General features: G+C 58.7%; 18 protein-coding genes and 1 pseudogene. 8 read left to right on the forward strand and 11 right to left on the reverse strand.

Annotation, left to right across the window (positions count from 1 at the left end; translation table 11 throughout):
* Positions 1 to 148 precede the first annotated feature (148 nt).
* Positions 149 to 844 (reverse strand): hypothetical protein, encoded by a 696-nt coding sequence (locus tag VSR72_RS11905; protein WP_342952572.1) that lies wholly within the window; start codon positions 842 to 844, stop codon positions 149 to 151.
* Between the two features lie 18 nt (positions 845 to 862).
* On the opposite strand from VSR72_RS11905, the gene VSR72_RS11910 reads away from it, so the two are divergent.
* Positions 863 to 1,210 carry a winged helix-turn-helix domain-containing protein gene (locus VSR72_RS11910; RefSeq protein WP_254343104.1) on the forward strand — a complete coding sequence of 116 codons (348 nt, stop codon included), beginning with the start codon at positions 863 to 865 and terminating at the stop codon, positions 1,208 to 1,210.
* A 482-nt stretch (positions 1,211 to 1,692) separates the two neighbouring features.
* Here the strand turns inward: VSR72_RS11910 and VSR72_RS11915 are convergent, their stop codons facing one another.
* The 4 genes from VSR72_RS11915 to VSR72_RS11930 all read right to left on the reverse strand — a co-directional run bounded on the left by VSR72_RS11915 (position 1,693) and on the right by VSR72_RS11930 (position 6,097).
* The gene (locus VSR72_RS11915) at positions 1,693 to 2,283 is read right to left on the reverse strand and encodes a hypothetical protein (protein WP_342952573.1); all 591 of its coding nucleotides are present in this window, start codon (positions 2,281 to 2,283) and stop codon (positions 1,693 to 1,695) included.
* A gap of 311 nt (positions 2,284 to 2,594) precedes the next feature.
* On the reverse strand, positions 2,595 to 2,891 hold the full coding sequence (locus VSR72_RS11920) for an H-NS histone family protein (protein ID WP_342952574.1): 297 nt from the start codon (positions 2,889 to 2,891) through the stop codon (positions 2,595 to 2,597).
* Between the two features lie 1,869 nt (positions 2,892 to 4,760).
* Positions 4,761 to 4,961 (reverse strand): hypothetical protein, encoded by a 201-nt coding sequence (locus VSR72_RS11925; protein WP_342952735.1) that lies wholly within the window; start codon positions 4,959 to 4,961, stop codon positions 4,761 to 4,763.
* Positions 4,958 to 6,097, reverse strand: coding sequence for an RpiR family transcriptional regulator (locus VSR72_RS11930; protein ID WP_342952575.1), 1,140 nt, complete (start codon positions 6,095 to 6,097; stop codon positions 4,958 to 4,960). Before VSR72_RS11930 ends, VSR72_RS11925 begins: the two co-directional genes overlap by 4 nt.
* Before the next feature lie 533 nt (positions 6,098 to 6,630).
* Between VSR72_RS11930 and VSR72_RS11935 the strand changes: the two genes are divergently transcribed.
* Both VSR72_RS11935 and VSR72_RS11940 read left to right on the forward strand, forming a co-directional pair.
* On the forward strand, positions 6,631 to 7,107 hold the full coding sequence (locus VSR72_RS11935) for a hypothetical protein (protein WP_342952576.1): 477 nt from the start codon (positions 6,631 to 6,633) through the stop codon (positions 7,105 to 7,107).
* A gap of 348 nt (positions 7,108 to 7,455) precedes the next feature.
* Positions 7,456 to 7,647 carry a hypothetical protein gene (locus VSR72_RS11940; RefSeq protein ID WP_028215456.1) on the forward strand — a complete coding sequence of 64 codons (192 nt, stop codon included), beginning with the start codon at positions 7,456 to 7,458 and terminating at the stop codon, positions 7,645 to 7,647.
* A gap of 62 nt (positions 7,648 to 7,709) precedes the next feature.
* On the opposite strand, the gene VSR72_RS11945 is transcribed toward VSR72_RS11940, so the two are convergent.
* Both VSR72_RS11945 and VSR72_RS11950 read right to left on the reverse strand, forming a co-directional pair.
* Positions 7,710 to 7,949 carry a hypothetical protein gene (locus tag VSR72_RS11945; protein ID WP_236597017.1) on the reverse strand — a complete coding sequence of 80 codons (240 nt, stop codon included), beginning with the start codon at positions 7,947 to 7,949 and terminating at the stop codon, positions 7,710 to 7,712.
* Positions 7,950 to 8,225: 276 nt separating this feature from the next.
* Complete coding sequence (locus VSR72_RS11950) at positions 8,226 to 8,873, reverse strand: H-NS histone family protein (protein WP_342952577.1); 648 nt, start codon at positions 8,871 to 8,873, stop codon at positions 8,226 to 8,228.
* Between the two features lie 496 nt (positions 8,874 to 9,369).
* On the opposite strand from VSR72_RS11950, the gene VSR72_RS11955 reads away from it, so the two are divergent.
* A complete protein-coding gene (locus tag VSR72_RS11955) occupies positions 9,370 to 9,825 on the forward strand; it encodes an H-NS histone family protein (RefSeq protein ID WP_342952578.1) in 456 nt (151 codons plus the stop codon).
* A gap of 747 nt (positions 9,826 to 10,572) precedes the next feature.
* Entirely contained in the window at positions 10,573 to 10,761 is a 189-nt protein-coding gene (locus VSR72_RS11960; protein WP_342952579.1) for a hypothetical protein, read from the forward strand.
* Positions 10,762 to 11,089: 328 nt separating this feature from the next.
* Here VSR72_RS11960 and VSR72_RS11965 read toward each other — a convergent pair whose 3' ends face one another.
* A complete protein-coding gene (locus tag VSR72_RS11965) occupies positions 11,090 to 11,392 on the reverse strand; it encodes a BrnA antitoxin family protein (RefSeq protein WP_342952580.1) in 303 nt (100 codons plus the stop codon).
* On the reverse strand, positions 11,379 to 11,645 hold the full coding sequence (locus VSR72_RS11970; protein WP_342952581.1) for a BrnT family toxin: 267 nt from the start codon (positions 11,643 to 11,645) through the stop codon (positions 11,379 to 11,381). The genes VSR72_RS11965 and VSR72_RS11970 overlap by 14 nt, the downstream gene beginning before the upstream one ends.
* A 192-nt stretch (positions 11,646 to 11,837) precedes the next feature.
* On the opposite strand from VSR72_RS11970, the pseudogene VSR72_RS11975 reads away from it, so the two are divergent.
* Positions 11,838 to 12,054: pseudogene (locus VSR72_RS11975) on the forward strand (hypothetical protein); the annotation flags it as partial.
* On the opposite strand, the gene VSR72_RS11980 reads toward VSR72_RS11975, so the two are convergent.
* Entirely contained in the window at positions 12,035 to 12,592 is a 558-nt protein-coding gene (locus tag VSR72_RS11980; RefSeq protein ID WP_342952582.1) for a hemerythrin domain-containing protein, read from the reverse strand. The pseudogene VSR72_RS11975 and the gene VSR72_RS11980 sit on opposite strands and share 20 nt — an antisense overlap.
* Positions 12,593 to 12,968: 376 nt before the next feature.
* Between VSR72_RS11980 and VSR72_RS11985 the strand changes: the two genes are divergently transcribed.
* Complete coding sequence (locus VSR72_RS11985) at positions 12,969 to 14,840, forward strand: tetratricopeptide repeat protein (protein WP_342952583.1); 1,872 nt, start codon at positions 12,969 to 12,971, stop codon at positions 14,838 to 14,840.
* A 93-nt stretch (positions 14,841 to 14,933) separates the two neighbouring features.
* Here VSR72_RS11985 and VSR72_RS11990 read toward each other — a convergent pair whose 3' ends face one another.
* Positions 14,934 to 15,899, reverse strand: a complete 966-nt coding sequence (locus VSR72_RS11990; protein WP_342952584.1) for an HAF repeat-containing protein — start codon at positions 15,897 to 15,899, stop codon at positions 14,934 to 14,936.
* On the opposite strand from VSR72_RS11990, the gene VSR72_RS11995 reads away from it, so the two are divergent.
* Complete coding sequence (locus VSR72_RS11995; RefSeq protein ID WP_342952585.1) at positions 15,898 to 16,116, forward strand: hypothetical protein; 219 nt, start codon at positions 15,898 to 15,900, stop codon at positions 16,114 to 16,116. The genes VSR72_RS11990 and VSR72_RS11995 overlap by 2 nt on opposite strands.
* Positions 16,117 to 16,635: the final 519 nt, after the last annotated feature.

Genomic DNA, 16,635 nt, shown 5'->3' on the forward strand with positions numbered 1-16,635 from the left:
TGTCGCGATTCGCGACGACCTCCAAGCGCTCCCAATGCTGGGCGGCCGGCCCAGACTCACGCACCTCGAGCGCCGTTGATCCCGCAAAGGTGAGAACCTTCGACGGCCCTGTTCAAGCCCTGACGGGCCGTGCACCCCATATCTGCCGTCAAGCCAGGCGGTTGTTGTAGGCAAGATCGAGGGCCAGCCGGATCCTGAACATGCCGTCGGTCATGCGTGAGGACTGACTGGGATGTCTGGGCAGCAGGGCAAGCGTGCCCTTCACGATATAGAGGAGAATCAGCGCGCCCAGCAGGTCGCCCACAAACATCGTGAAGAAACTCTGCAGGATGTCCTGCGTACTGCCCGTCATTGCGAACCAGAGATGATGCAGCGTCGAGTTCGTGAGCGCGACAGCAAACGCGAGCACTATAAGGCGCCCTGGCGTGAGATTCGTCAGCGACGCCTTCAGGCCATAGCGTTCCAGGGCGAGGCGATAGACCGCGTACGGGCCGGCTGAACTGAAGATCGCGCCCGCGATTGCCCGCACGGGGTCGTTCGGGAAGTAATGAAAGAAGTCAACCAGCAAGGCGGAGACCAGCAGCCCAATCGCACCGTCCGCGCCCAGCAGCAGCGTACTCAAAAGCCGGATTCCAGTCGGAAGATAGATCCACTCCACCCAACGCGGAAATGCGGCATGCAGGAAGATCAGTTCATCGACCCAGAGCGTCAGCACATAGACAAACACAGTGCCGGCTATGGACCAGAAATGTAAGCGCAAGCTTCCCATGACGGTATAATTGTTCCATTCGCTTTTCCTTCCCCAATCATAGCTGACCCGCGCCTTCGCGGCGTGCGCACCCATCGCGTATGGGCGAAAGCAATGAAACGACCTGCAGACATCTATCTTCGTTTCCTGCAACTGACCGAAGCCATTCGTGGCTTGCCCACGCTGCCAGCGCTTGATCCGCTTGAAGAGAAGATTCTTGAGTTCGTGGCTCGCGCGTCACAGAACAAGGACCGGTTGTCGGTCCGGGACATGATTGGACACAGTGAACTGGGCTCTCCTGCGACACTTCACGGTCGCATCGCGTCCATGCGCGAGAAAGGATGGCTCACCCTCTCCGACACCGAGGACACCCGGCGCAAGCAGATCGAACTCACGCCTGCCGCGCTGCGCTACTTCGACAAGCTCGCCGAAGCGCTCTCGAAGGCCGCGAAGGGCACCTGACCCGGCGGCATACCCCACGATCCCGGGCACGCCAATAGAGGGCGTTCTACCCGGATCGGCTAATCAAGGCAGTTGTCCCCGTTCAGCCGTGCTGCGTGATCAAGAGCGGCCTTTCCCAATCGCACAGAAATCGTTCGCAATCCAAAGTAACGAAAAAAGAACCCACGGACCATAACGGGCGGCGGGTTCGCAAACACACGCCAAAAGCTCGGGTTCTTCACAAACCGTCATAACTTTTGGAACAGTAAACATACCGGGTTTGCGAGGCCAAGGCAACCTGGCAGTGGCTTAAAACAACACCCAGGGGAAGCTCAGTTCGGTATTTTTGCGCCTGTCACAAAAAGGGCCCCGCTACCGTCTCGAGGCTGCGGTGAGCCGCCAGCAAGTACATCTGGTTTCGGCAAAAGGAGGTTCCAGAACATTCAGACCCGATGTGCCTGCAGGAGCGCCCACCGCCGCGGACCAGACGCAGTTACGTTGCGTCACACGATGCAGAAAAGCGATGGCCGGACTTTCGCCGCGGCTTTGGCGCCGCTGGGCGGATCGTCAGTCAGGCGCCCATACAGGGCCTGCCAGTCGACGGCAAGCAACGGGATCGTCCTGTCGTTGCGGGACCAGTACGCGAAAAAGCGCGCCCAACCCTCGAGGAAAAAGCCCGCGCCGGGACTGAGCAGGCACGGAGGTCTCGCCACAAGAGGCACCCGGGCCGCAGGAAATATCGAACAAAGCGTTTCAAGTTCGTCCGCGGCTTCACTGGCAGTCTCCGGTTTGTTTGCACCGGCCAACAGATGATCCCGCACGACGTCCGCAACACAGGATGTACAGAGCTCGATATAGGAGGCGCGCACCCCACCCAGATCTGTCCACCGGGCAGACGACGCATCCGTCGGCTCCGTCATCCTTCTCAGAACGGGAAGCCTGACGTACGACGGCAGTGCGACAAAATCCGTTTCCTCACGTTGCAGGGCGTCGCGAAACATCGGATAGGACAGAAGCCATGAACTGACTGACGGACTGCCATCCTGACGCGAAGGCAGATTCAATTCCGGAAGGTCCGGGTGCAGCGTAGGCATGCTGGTCTCCATTCGTTATAAAAATAATAACGAATGGCTGCGCAGTGCGCAAGGAGCTGCCATAGGGATGAACCGACGCGGCCCTGTCCGTCACACTTGATCAGGCGCAGGGGATGCGGGGAAACGCCATACGGACACGCCGGGGCGCTTTGCTCCCACTGACATCAATGAGACTAAATTCCCGCTTTGAGCACCTCAAATATGCATTTCGTACATTTCCGAATCGTGGTGTGCGGGCCCGCAAACAGGAATGGCTTCTATTCAAGCATTGGCCGCGCGCATGCGATTGTTATCGCCCCCCGCGACGTGATCTATTTGTAAATCAGAAACCGATCGCGGTTCTTCGCGTCCTTGATCCAGTTTGGCGCGCGTCCCCGCCCGGACCAGGTAGCACCGGTAGCAGGATCGCGATATTTTGCAGGCAGTGGACCGTGCGAGACCCTTGGTCTGCCGCGTCGGCTCCCGAAGATATCCCGCTCGGAATATCCGAACTCCACAACCTTTGCACGGATATCGGCAAGCACCATGTCGAACTCCTCCTGCCGCACAGCGGCCGCCTGACTCTTGAGTTCGTCAAGTTGTGCTTTCAGTTCCTTGTACGTTGCCACGGACTTCCCCATATGGACACCTCGCGGTCATGATAGTGACTTTCTCACGGCTTTGATCCGAATCGGGATGACTGACCGACGAGTCTGGCATTGGGCCTGTGTCCGCGAATTCGCAAATCCCGGGCGATATTGGGTAGCCGCTTCACGACGAACGTTCATACTCTTTTGCAAGGATGGGTGGACGTGGCCAGTTCGGGCCAGTGCTTTTCACGAGGATCGGCCGACACAACGGTCCCTTGAAGCGGCGCATTACGCAGTTGTGAATGCCTCGCACACCTTGTCGGCCACGTGAGCAATGAACAGGACAAGGCGGCTGGGGCTGCGTATTGCGTTATCCTGAAGCGTCCGCCCAAAGGGAACACGCATGAAGCTTTCGAAATACCTGTTACTGATGGCGGTGTCGCTGTCCGCTGCCGCTTACGCACAAACCTCGCAGACGTTTCACTTCGGCGAAGGCCAGGACACGCCGCAACGTGGACTTACCAGTTCTCCTCCGCCACTGCCCGCTGCCCAGACTACAGAGCCGCTACCCCAGGGCGAGCCGCATCCGCACACGAAGGCAACGTCAAAGTCCCAATCAAAGGCAAAATCGAAGTCAAAGCACCCGCATCACCATCGACACCATCCAACCCACCCGTCACCGCTTCAGAATCCGTATTCACATCCTTGAGCTGGTCAGCATGCAAATCGTATGTCCACCATCCAGCGAATGACTGGACTATCTGGCATTCCTCGCCAGCTGTACGCACAATTAATTCGATATGCGAATTGATATGATGCGATGACGCTCAGTGACCAACGATGAAGTTTCACTAGAGTCGACATTACAGATCGCTCGTCAAGGAAACACACGAGGGCGCTGCCAGCGGAGCGCCCACATCCGTGAATATTGGGCCAATGCGCTGTGCGCCGGACTGGCTCTGGATGAGCGGAATGTAGTGCCGCCCAGGCATCGCACAATCGGCCTTCGTCGGCAATCGACGCAAACTCATGCTCAGTGGCAAACCATCACCGCAACAGACCTCGAAGCCGTATGAGCAGCAGTCGGCTTGGTTGCGACTTCCGCCAATTCAGCTGTTGTACTGACAACGGCCTCGACCTATACGTTGACGCAATTTCGGAATCTGATATGCCTCTGCGAGGGTGTCGTCCCCTGCCGCACGCGTCCCTTGGACAGGGTAAAGACGAGGTTTCAACCTAACTCCCCTATTCATTGTTTTCTTTGGGCGGCCCGCAAAGCGTGCATCGGAGCTAGATGCCCTGGAGAAAGCAATGGAAATTCCGGAATTGAAGCAACTGGCCGAGGGCATCCGCGGCCTCGTGCCCGTTCGAGTCACACAATTGGTCACTACCAGGCACTTGACCTTGCGGCGGCGGTGCCTGGGCTGCGGAACTGGTCAGAAGTTATAGCGTTTCCAGCGCGGGATAGCCACTGACCTGGACGACGCGTCGGCTGGCCGGCTTGCCGCACGCTTGAACAAGCGCTGTGGAATGAGTCTATCAGCCCAAGACCTTCTATTGGTCTTATCGGCATCCGGGGCGAATATGGATTCGCCTCACGCCAAGGAGGACCTCCGAAGGGTGGTCGCGGCTGCCTACTATGACGTTGTTCAAAGTCTGTCGGATCGCGAAATCGTACGCTTGGCTGCCGGGGATATTGGCATTGCCTATTTTCCAGAAGTCGCAAAAGGCTTCGCTTCCGACAACTTTACGGATGGCTGTTGGCACGACGGCGCTGTGCAGCAGTATTGGTGTTCCCTCTATGGGCAAGGAGTTCGAAGCTATGCCCCGCGCGAGACACCGAAGGAATCGCTGGATTTTGACCCCTTGTTCTCGAAAGAGGCGGATGACCCCGACGCATTCGACAATTCATTCGACGAGAAACGGAGCGATCCAGACTGGGCTTCCGAACTCGCCGCAACATGGCGTACTTCCATGCTGTCTGCGACATGCATAAGCACGCGGCTCATAGCGGTACAGCCGGAATGCCCATCCGCCAACAAAGACGATCTGCTTGCGCCATGGCTCGAGCGTCATCGCCAGTCTGCTGAAATCTGCCAATTCGCTCACGTTTTTTCTCCCACGACGCTTGCCAGCGCGCCGTGCTCGAGCTCGGCTGCCTGCTCGGCACCTCGCGTCGTATCGGCGGAGACGTCAAGCCATGTCTGGATAATGTCGGACACCCAGACTCCCTCGCGCATGACGCGCCCCCGAAGCAGCGATTGAGGATAGGGATGCAGTCTCAGAATCAGATCCGGCCGTTCACCCTCGAGCGCACGCTTCAGCCCCCGCCAGCCTTCAGCTGCTGCGAGATCGGGCACCCACAGGGTCGCCAGCGCGCCATGTACGTGCCCTACGCGCAGTGCGTGCGCCGCCGCAAACTGACCCAGCGTCGCCCCCTCTTCCCGCTTGAGCGTCTTTCGTAACTGCTGCTCCTCACGCACGCCACGCACGAGAAATTTCATCGGCACGCTGACTGCCGGTTTCACGTAGGCGGCCTTCCACCGCTGCGCGAGTTTGCGTCGCTGGACGAGCCGCAGGTGCGGCACCGCCTCGACGAAGTCTTCCTCTTTCAGGGCATTGACGAGCCGCGTAGCGGTCATGACCGATACGCCCGCTTCACGTGCAAGGTCGGTCGCCGTCATGTACATCTTCTCCGGGGCATTGATCAGGTTCTCTCGCTTGATATCGGCCGCGAGCAGGAGCTTGAGCATCCATTGGACGAGATCGGAGAAAACAAGCGTCGGCGGTGCGGAATGGCTGCTGCGCCGCACACTCACCGGCCGTTTATCGGCCTCCAGACCCGGAAAGTCAACGTACAGCGGCACGTCCGACAAGATAGCGACAGGTTCACCTTTGCCGTACACACGCTGAAAATCTCGAAGCCTGGTGACGAGCGCCTGCGATGCACTTCCCACCCAGATAAGGACAGCGGGACGGGACTTGCCCGGCTTTGCATTGGCGTGGACTCGCGATTCGAGCAGCGCCTGCGAGAAAAGCGGTATCACCCGATCGGCACGCCCTTCCGCTAGCGCTTTCAATACCGCGTGATACGTCTGACCATGAGGGCTGGTCAGGACGAACTCGCCACCCTTGCCACCCTCACTGTCCTCCTGGACTTGCCAACCGTTGCTTTCGAAGAGCGAATATACGGAGCGGCGCGCGAGACGGTCGGTTGCTCCGGTCAGGAAATGCGGGTCGCTCATGATTCACTTGGCCACGTTATTTCAGTTGGCCATGTGAAATCACATGGCCGCGTTAGATCACACGGCCATGTTACTCCGCGCAGTACAGAAAACGCAAGTGAATCAGCCCGTCTTTCCCGCATGTCTTCAAGGTCCTCGACCGATCCGGTTTTGCGCCTCCCATCCTGAATGTCAGTTCGCCGACAGACTCCGGCTCCGTCTGCGCAATCAGCGCGAGGAAGGCACAGTTGTTTTCGTCCTGACCCGGGCAGCAATGCCCCTCTGCCTGCTCCGGCTTTCCAGCGGTTCCTTGGGGAGTGCCGCCAATGCAGGAAAGCGGAGGCCGCCGTCAGGCGCTTGCCGGAGTCGTCGCGCGCGGACAGTTAGTCGCGTTTATAGGCGGTTTCGCAACAAGGCTGCAGCCAGGCATCGAAAGGCGACCCCACAGAAAACGCGACGAACCGCGAGACAGGGACAAATTTTGACGGGTGCTCTTGCCCTGCGGTGAAGCGTCCCAATATGCGAACCCGAAATCCATTCGCCCGCTGTCGAACATGTCAAACAAGAACTACCGTTCCCCGCGTCGTCCGTCTACCAGTGCGCATGCAAAATCGCTCTTTCTTCCCATGCCCCGCAAGGAATCCTCGGATCTTGCGCTGCGTGCACGGATTGCGCTCGAGCGTCTGCGCAACGGGGAAGCGGACCGCTCGCTGGTTAATCTCCTCTCGCAGATCATCATCATCACGAGCTTCATTACCCGGGCGGGACATGGGCAGCTCGATATCGCGGACATCGAACGCGTTGAGCGTGGCCTCGCAGAGGTGCTCGATCAGGCAGACCGCAGTCGCGTCTGGAATGTGCCTGAATCGCTGACTGACGGCCTCACCGCCGTGGTAAATGAATACGACCGCGCGCTCAGCGTGACCCGAATGGAGATCGTACTCAGGGCGAGTGATCACCTCGGAAAGCTGGTCGGTGTGGTCGCGCGCGACACCCGCACCAACGACAGTCATCTCGAGGTTGCACGATAACGTCGTCAACGCGCCCCGTCGCGCGATCGCATATCACTCTGCTCATGTGCATTAAATGCCGCCGGTGAACAAGGACGTGCGGACGTGAGAGAGGCTCGCACAAACGTCACACAGATATTCCGGCATCAGATGGTAACCAGCTCCCATAGACGGGGACCAAACCGCCGGGCTTGCATGACAGGGAAATGGAGTCGCGGGCGGTGCAGCCTGCGATGGTCGGCACAAGCGCGCAAGCGCTCACAACAAACAACGACAGGTGTATCGCGCGCTACACTGAGTCCACAACCCTGCATAGCCCTGCGCACATTGCATGCACTCCCGGCAACCACATCTCCGAAAGATAACAGCATGGAAATCCGCGTTGCGTACGAACATAGTCTCGCCACTGCGCCGGAGGAATTCATCGTTCAGGTGCCTTCGCAGCTCGTGACCGATATCCCCGCGAACGTGCCGCGCGCACTGTTGCCTGAATTCATCGCGAACCTGATCGTCGAACGCTCACCAGCAATCGGAAAGATTCGCAATCTCAGGATTCTCTAGCGGGCTTCTTTTCAGCGGTGATGCCTGTGTGTCGACAGGCGTTGTCCCAGCCTCGTCAACACTCAGAAAAGGCTCTGTTGCCTGATATCGCGTGCTGGAGGCAATGACGGTTTCTGGCGTCGCGCGCCCGTGCGCCGGCGAATGACACGGCGTACATGGGCGATCAGCTCGAAGCTTCCGTTCGCAAAACTGAGCGTGAGCCTGAACTGCGTCAGCCCATCCGGTCCGATACCGGGCTGCACCCGCAGCGATGCACGCATGTCGAGCCGGCGAGCACGGTCCACGAGCTGCGCTCGGCTCATGCCATTCCATGCGGCCGCGATCAGCCGACCCACCGCCGGAGGAACCGACTCGGGTGGACAGTCAGCTGGCAACGCGAGAGATACGAGCGCGAAACGGTAAGCCATTGGGTTGACGGCGTGCGGCTCTGGGTCCGCATTTCCTCGCGTACAAACATGGCGCGCCGCTCTCATTAAGGCGACGCGCGAAGGGACCTGAGTAATCAGTCGTAGCGGGCCGCGAATGCGGCGCCGCCAGCATGTCGCTCCGCCAGCTACGACTGGATCGCCCGTTAGCCGTTACGCTGCTGCGACTTCAGGCGTGGCAGCAGCCTCAATTGCGGCCGGGGCCTTTTTAGTTGCAACCTTGCGCGGCGCCGATGCCTTTTTCGCGGGTGCTGCGGCCTTGCGCCCACGCACACCCTTTGCCGGAGCCGTTGCTGCCCGGCCAGCCTTTTTCGTGGCGACTGCCGTCTTCACCGCCTTTTTTGCCACGACACGCTTTGCACCTGCCTTCTTCGCAGCTACCTTCTTCGCAGCAGCCTTTTTCGCAGTTGCCTTCTTGGCAGGTGCCGCCTTGGCGCCGGCAGTCTTCGCCGTTGCCCCAGCTTCAATCAGGAATTTCGAACGATCCTTGACGTCGCGAATCCACAGCGGCGCCAGACCACGGCCCGACCACGTCGCGCCCGTTTTCGGATCCGCGTATTTCGGCGCAACGTGATGCACGGCCGCACCCGGGGCTTTTGCTGCCGCCTTTGCCAGCGTCGTCCCAGGTTTACGACCGCGTCGCTTTGCAACAAAGCCTTCGATATCAGCGACAGTCAGTCCGTGCTTTTGCATCAGGTCACGGATTTTCGTCAGGCCCACCGACGACTGCTTTTCGGCGATCGTTGCCGCCTGCTTCTGGAGTTTGGCAATTTTCGAGTTGATTGCGTCCAGGGTAACCATTTCTATTCCTCGCTGTGGTGTTTTCCGTTCATGCGATCCTGGAACTTCCCTAGCTTGTTTGCCAGGCACTTCGAAGTTCGGTCGGCCCGTCAGAATTGACGCGATCGTGATTATGACTTTATCAGTACACTCGTGCAAATTGAAAGCACAGCGCGTAACGGTTTATATGTCACTGGCGTTCAGGAATAGATGCACACCCGATGTTGCCTGTGCATCCCGCAGCGCCGCCTTTCTTTATTTCAATGCTATTGCGCCGCAAGATAGCCATCTCTCTATTGTCCAGACATGTGCCCGGCATCGTTGGTCGGGGAGGTATGGGTCTTGAGTCAGCGATGCGCCTGTTCGATTCGCACGATGAATCGCGAGCGCAATAAACGAAGACTCAACGTGCGCAAGCAAACCTGGTGTCCCGTCCGGGTTGATTTATACTGCTCTCATACCGGTCGCCAGTCGCGGCGCCTCACCTGCGCCGCTCCCAGCAAAATATGGTTTAAACATGCTCCACCCTCTTCGCTGCCCCGGCACGGGCAGCGTTGGGTCGCGTGGCATCCTGGCGGCACGCGATTTGCAATCACCTGCCCAACGACAGATTGTTGCGCGGAGAATACACCAGATGGATGAGAGAAAACGCGAAAGCATCGTGGCCTATCTGCAACGGCGGATGGCTGAATTTGGAATCGAACCGGAAGACATCGCTACTTCAATTGCAGCCGATCAGGAGCGTTTGCGGGCAGTGCGTTTCCGCGACGCTTCGGGCAACACATGGGACGGCAAAGGCGCTCCGCCACAATGGGTGGTTCAGGCAATCAGTGCCGGCCAGTCTCTTGAGCATTTCGCAATTGACTGCGCGTCGAATCGCGACCCGGACAAACGCACCGGCGCCGACTGGCGCAATGACCCGTTTGCCGGCTCGAGACTGGCCACAATCAAAACAGAGGGCGTGAGCGCCTGAGAGCCGGGACAACCCGGACCTGGAGCCGGCGTCATCTTCCTTGCTCCAGATGCCTGGACATTCACTTGATGTGACTCCCGTCCACTGAGAAATAGAGCTTCAGGCACGGAACGAACGGCTATGTGCCTCGCTTTCCGCACAAACTGGCCAGCCACTGAACGTTATGCGGTGACTAATCGAAGAGTTGCTGCTGTGACATGACGGCGCGCATAGCACCCGTTTGCTGAAGATGAGCCAGTCCAGGTGAGAGCCGGAACGAAGTTGCCAGAATCCGGCCGTTTCTCACAACCGTGTCCAGCAGACTCATCGCGACGATGCGCGTCACTGCCAGAACTTCATCGTTGGCTCGATGGCCCACGCGAGCGTGACGAAGTCGCCCAGACTGCGGCATTCATGAAGTGCCGGAGTCCAGACATGCCAATCGCAGACACAGCCATGAAATGTTATTTCCGCTCAAGTCGCGGTCGTCCCTCCCCCTTCGCCCGAGCGTGATTCACGACACATTCAGTTATCCTTCACAGCGGGCATCGATGTGCCGTACGAAAGAAAAACGATAGCCGCGCAACCACCCGGTGCACGCACGAACGGCCAGCGGAGAGCGAATTCTCCTTCGGAAACGGCTCTTCTCTCTTGTCAATGCATGAGAAAGCTGGCACAAAAGGGGCCGTTCATGTAGATGGAGTTTGACTTGGCGGCGCAAAGCCCGGCCTGGACAAAGCGACTAGACTATCTCGGTGAAAAGCTGATATGAGCGAATCCCTGAAGAAGCCCAAGCCGGATGTGGCGACCCCGCCGAGCGTCGTGGTGCGTGTTTCGCGCTCCAGCAAGAAAAAGGTCGTGGTCACTTCCGGGACGAAGGCGCAACTGCGCAAGCGGGCGAAGACATCGACACGAAGTGCATTTCCCGAGCTGCCCGAGTGGCGGCTTGAGCGCTGATCAGAGAACGGGCCGCAAGGCCCGTTGTGCTTGCTGCGTCTTCCCCGTCAGCAAGCGCAAATGTGACGCGCACCAGGGCGCGTCCTCCGCGAGACGTCATTCCTGACCGGCGTCGACCTGTTTTCCCGCCAGCCACCGACCGTTGACCGATCTGCCGGTTGCCAGAGGGCGCTGCCCGATCTGGCAGCGTCCCGGTGCCAGCGTGTGACCCGGTCGCGCCATCCGGCGACCGATCTGCCGCCCCACCGGACCGTCGGCAGCTTCATGGTCCGATACTCGTCGGCACTGGCCGAACTCCGTTTCAACCACAAGCCGCTCCACAGCTTTCTTAGGCTGCCTTGAGCGGGTGCTCTTTCAGGTAGGTTTTTAGCGCGTCATTCATGCGCGTCTGCCAGCCTGCGCCGGTCGCACGAAACGCCTCCAGAACCTCTGCGTCATAGCGCATCGTGACCTGCTCTTTCGGATTCTCCTTCGGCGGACGGCCCATGCGCTTTTGCATGACTTCAGTGAATGGACGCGCCCTGGCGAAATCCGCAGCCGTCCATTCCGGGTTGTCCGGATCGGGCTCGATTCCGCGCTGGATTGCCGCTTCCTCAGCGGCGGTGTTGCGTGTCAGCTTAGCTTTGCTCATAAGCGTCAATCTCCGTGTTACTCGCCTTGCGCAGGCTGATGATGCGCATGGTTTCGTCGCGGGGCGTGAAAACCACGCTATACAGCCTTCCCCCTAACAGGGCAATGCCCCTGTACCGATCCTCTCCGTACTCGTGCCGCATGTCCTGGACCACCAGCATCCCATCCCAGTCGAGCCACGCAGCCTCGGCGAGCGATACGCCGTGCTTGTCCTGGTTCGACGCGTCCTTCGCAAGGTCAAATGTGATTCTCATGCAACTTATTGTAGTGTCGAAAAATAGGAGCATGCAAGGACTTTTTGGAGTTACAGAAAGTGCGTCCTGGCGCAAGATCGCAATTCAACATGATTTGAATACAAAGCAGTCACACACCGACTGACCGCGCGACTTTTGCAAGCAGACCCGATACGATCACTGTATATTTATACAGTATTTATTGGGGGCACCATGGCGCTGCCGCTACTGAACGTCGAGGCGATACACCCGGATTTGTGGCGAGCCTCGCAACTGGCTTCGGCGCACGGCCGCACGGTGACGAGCGGCCATGAGGCGCTCGACGCGGAATTGCCGGGTCGCGGCTGGCCGGCCGGGGCCCTGGACCGAGGTAATCGTCCCGCAACCGGGCTGCGGTGAACTGCGTCTGCTTAAACCCGCGCTTGAAGCCGTCGCGAATGCGTGCGCCGCGCCACCATCGCCGCACTAAGAGTCGCCAGTTGTTCCCGATCCAGGCTCTCTTCGGCAAACGGCAGAACCTGGCTCTCCTCCAGGGCTATATGCGCACGGTAGGAGCCGACAAAGTTCTCTACCCAGACGCGCTCGAGCAAGGCTTCTTTCCCATCGGCGATATCGGCGAGCACGACACGCAATTGTGCCCATGCCGCCTCCAGGGATCGATGCTCGCTGGACAGGGATGCGATGCGTTCTGCCATCGACAAGCCCTGGCGTTGACCGGTTTCGATCAGCATCGGAAAAAGATCCCGCTCCTCGTCATCATGGTGATGGGGAGCCGCCACATCGAAATAGCGCATGATGTTGCTCGCCGCCTGTTGTGCCTGCGTATCCGAGCCGTGCAGTGGCAGGTGCTCCATCAGCTTCTCGAGCGTGCGACATTGCGCCGCGATGCGCTCATGACACGCCTTGAGCATCTCGATGGGTTCGTCGAACGAGGGTGCGGGCTTGCCCAGCAGGTCATTCGATTTCATTTCACATTGATCCGTCGTTGTGGGTCATCCAGAACGCCCGACACATGCCGACCCGGCCCCTTTACCAAGGTCCACGACCGCCGCACCGGCGTCATTCCATCAGTGATGACAGCACGGTACACGATGCGGCCGCCTTGACATGATGTCGTTCGCATTCACCTCGCGCTTGTCATGCACTAACCCTACATCGTTAGGAGCAGACTCACAACGCCCGGAGTATTGCCGTGGGCCACATCCCGAGTGCCAGTCCCAGGGAGCCGTACTGTGACGCTCGAGCAGATACCCCGCCCCCACGAGCGAAGCATTCCCCCTCCCCTTCAAAACTCTCCTCGTCGTGTCGATATACCGGCATCCGAAATCGTCGGCACGAAGAAAAATGAAAATTCAGGGAACGCTACTTTTGTCGCTACCGCTGTTGCATGTCTCCGCCTATGCGGCCTTAATGCAGCCGCTTGACGTCAGCGATGAAGTCCTCCGCTATCGGCACAACGCGCAAGCCATCGCGATTTTCGGCCAGGGCGTCAGCGACAACCCCGAGATCCCGCCATTCGCACGATCCTCGCTGTATTTCGCGTCTGGAAAGAGAGACTTCCAACTCAAACGGTATCTTTCGGCGATCAATAACTACAGCCGGTCGATTGCGCTAAACGCGACGGCTTCCGCGTTCAATAACCGCGGTGGAGCCTATTTCGGTGTCGGCAATCTCGACGCAGCCAAACAGGACTATGAGCAGGCATTGCGGCTCAACCCGAGCGATGTGCACGCGTGGGAAAACCTCAGCAGCCTGCTCATGAAGCGCAAGCAGTTTGACAAGGCCATTGACTGCCTGAATCAGGCGATCGCAGCCGGCGATCAACGTGCGAGCATTTACGTTTCCCGGGGCATTGCATACCAACTCAGAGGCGATGCACAGGACGCATTGTGGGACTATGACGTCGCAATTGCCATGGCGCCACGCACTGTCGCCGCGCATGTGGGAAAAGTCGGACTTCTGATTGATGCGGGTAAACTGGATGAAGCCAGGGAGGAGTCGAATACCGCGCTTGGCCTTGACCCGAACGACACGGATGCCAAACGTGCAGCCGCCCTGTTACTCAAGTTGCAGCATAGATACGCCGATGCAATTGTTGGTTACACGTCGGTATTGAATGCTCGCCCAATGGACGCCCAGGCCTTTGTGGGCCGGGCACAGGTTTTTGAAGAGACGGGCGAATGGTCAAAGGCAATTGCGGACTATTCACGGGCGATCACGCTAATGCCGGATGACGATGTGCTGTTGCGGCTACGCGGCCTCGCGTACGATAAACAAGGAGACAATGCCGACGCCGTTGCCGATTTCGAGAAGGCTGTTCGTCTGGCGCCCAGCACTGCACGCAATCACGTGCTTCTTGCTCGCGCTTTCGTGCGTTCGGGGCAAGTTCGAAGATCCATCGATGTCCTTTCGAGCGCGATCAAATTGCTGCCGAACTCGATCTCGCTGCGCCATGAACGTGCCTTCTCTTTCGAGCAACTGGGAGACTACGCATCAGCTGTTGAGGAACTTCACGCCATTCTCCAGGCGAACGCTCAAGACACACTCACCCGCCGGTACCTTGCGGACGACGAGACCACGCTTGGCCAGTACATCGCCGCGGCACACGATTACGAAATCGTGGGTCAGTCTGTCCATGATGATGGCGGCTTGCTCTACGGGCGTGCGCAGTTGAACTTCTACACTGGACAATTGCGCCAGGCCGATGCAGACCTGAGCGAATGGCAGCGGTTGTATCGCGCGCATAAAATAGACAAAGCCGACCAGTCACTTTACGCCTATGTTGTAATCTGGCGCCACATAATCGCACTCAAGCTTGCGACAGACGACCGCTTCGCACTCGCCGACCAGGTAAGTGGCCTTGACGCCAATCGTTGGCCCTATCCCATTCTCGCACTCTACATGGGAAGATCTACCGCAGCCGGGTTGCTTTCCGCAACAGGCAACGGCGGGAAAGACCACGACGACCGCTTATGCGAGGCCAACGCCTATCTCGGCGAGTGGCTGTTGGCGCGCGGCGATGTATCGGGCGCACGCCAGGATTTCGCGGCGGCCAGCACAAACTGTCCCGCCCAGTTCGTCGAAAAAGCGTTGGCAACCTGGGAACTCCAGTCGATGAGCCTGCCGAACCAGTCTGCACACCAGCGGCCAGGGCCAACCACGAACACCCCATCAAAAATGCAGTTTGTCGATCAGCACGCTACAGGACGAGACTGACCCGACATCGGCCTCTCCGACGCACGGTGACTGGAATGGTGACGTGCGTTTTCCGCTCTGACGTGCCCTGCCGCGGAAATTCATTCTTTAGCCTCATTTTCCTCGTGTCCAGAGAATGGCGCGAGACGACGAATTACCTGCGATCTGGCCGCTTCCGTTGACCCCGACAGCTTCGCTGAAGTTGTCTCCCGGAAGTGTGCCCAGGTCAGTCATTGCTCCGTGTTCAAACAGAAACGCGTGTGGCAAGTACGGACAGCATCCGGTATCCGACTCGCCAACGATCTGACCGGAATTGTTGATCCCGAAAGCATTGCTATTGTTGCGACCAGGGAGCGTGCCTAGATCGGTCATCACCCCGTTTTCAAACAGAAATCCGTGCACGTCCCCGTTTGCGACGGACGAAATGCCGATCACCTGGCCGCGCTCATTGATCCCCTGAGCATGGCTGAGCCCTCCACCGGCAAGCGTGCCCAGGTCCGTCATGACACCATGTTCGAACAGGAACGCGTGAGCATATCCGCTTGCGTTCGATGAGTAGCCGACCACCTGGCCGAGGTTGTTGATCCCTAAAGCGCCGCTATCGCTGCCACCGGCAAACGTGCCCAGGTCGATCACGACTCCGTTTTCAAACAGGGCGGCGTGCACATACCCGCGTAGATTGGTCGCGTAACCCACCACCTGGCCGCGTTCGTTGATTCCGGCAGCTGCGCTGAAGTTGCCACCGGGGAGCGTACCCAGGTCAGTCATCACCCCGTGATCGAAAAGGAAGGCGTGCTGGTCCCCTCGTGCCGTATTCGAGGTACCAGCCACCTGGCCGCGATTGTTGACCGCGGTGGCCGTGCTGGAGCTGCCGCCCGGGAGTGTGCCCAGGTCGTGAACCTCGCCGTTCTCAAACAGAACAGCGTGCGTGGCCCCGGCTGCGGTTATCGAGTAACCGACCACCTGGCCGCGTTCATTGATTCCGAGGGCGTTGCTGTAGTCTCCACCGGGGAGCGCGCCGAGATCCTTGATGGCGAAGCCCTGTCCCGCGGCAGGCTGGAATGCGGCGATCGCCAGCATGGCTAGCGCGATCAATGCACAACGAACATGGTTCGCCACGCAACCTACCTTCCATGTGGAGTACATGGCGATCCCCTTGCCGCATATCGTGAATCGTGACGGGATACCCGGTCGTAGCCGCCTCAAAATTCATTTTGAAGAAGAAACGAGTAAAAATAGAATAGCATTACTTATCATTTTATCTGTAGCGCAGAGCAAGCCGCGAGTCCATCAGTAAGCGTGCACGCCCGTGATCGACTTATGCACCAATGCCGGCATGAACGTCGACACGCATTCGATGAATGTGCGTCAGAGCGAAATCTCGACGACTGCGAAGATCGATAGAAATCTAGTCCACTGGAACGAGTTCGCGATGTCTGCCATTAGCGCATCCGTCATGGAGTGTGATCGACGACGAGAACGTCCGTTGTCCGCCATGCGTGCTGCCGATCCGTAAAATGTCTGAAGATAGAGGCTACGGACCACTCTAGTCTATGGAATGCTTTTGTTCAACTTGTTAAATGGTGGCGCAGATCGCTCGAAAGTGAGCGCGTGCCCCCCTGCGCTGAACGGGCGAAATTCCCGGGCACGACGCGTCATGCACTGACCAGGCAGTCAGAAGACAATGGCCCGGCACCGCGGCATAACAGGACAAACTGCATGGTTGGCCAGTGAACATGCATCGTCACGCCTACCTACGCTCGTGAGTGCGCACGAGACGATTTTTCGCTCCATGAGGGCAAGGTACCGGCCTGCC

The sequence above is a fragment of the Paraburkholderia sp. JHI869 genome (assembly GCF_038900775.1).
Classification (GTDB): domain Bacteria; phylum Pseudomonadota; class Gammaproteobacteria; order Burkholderiales; family Burkholderiaceae; genus Paraburkholderia.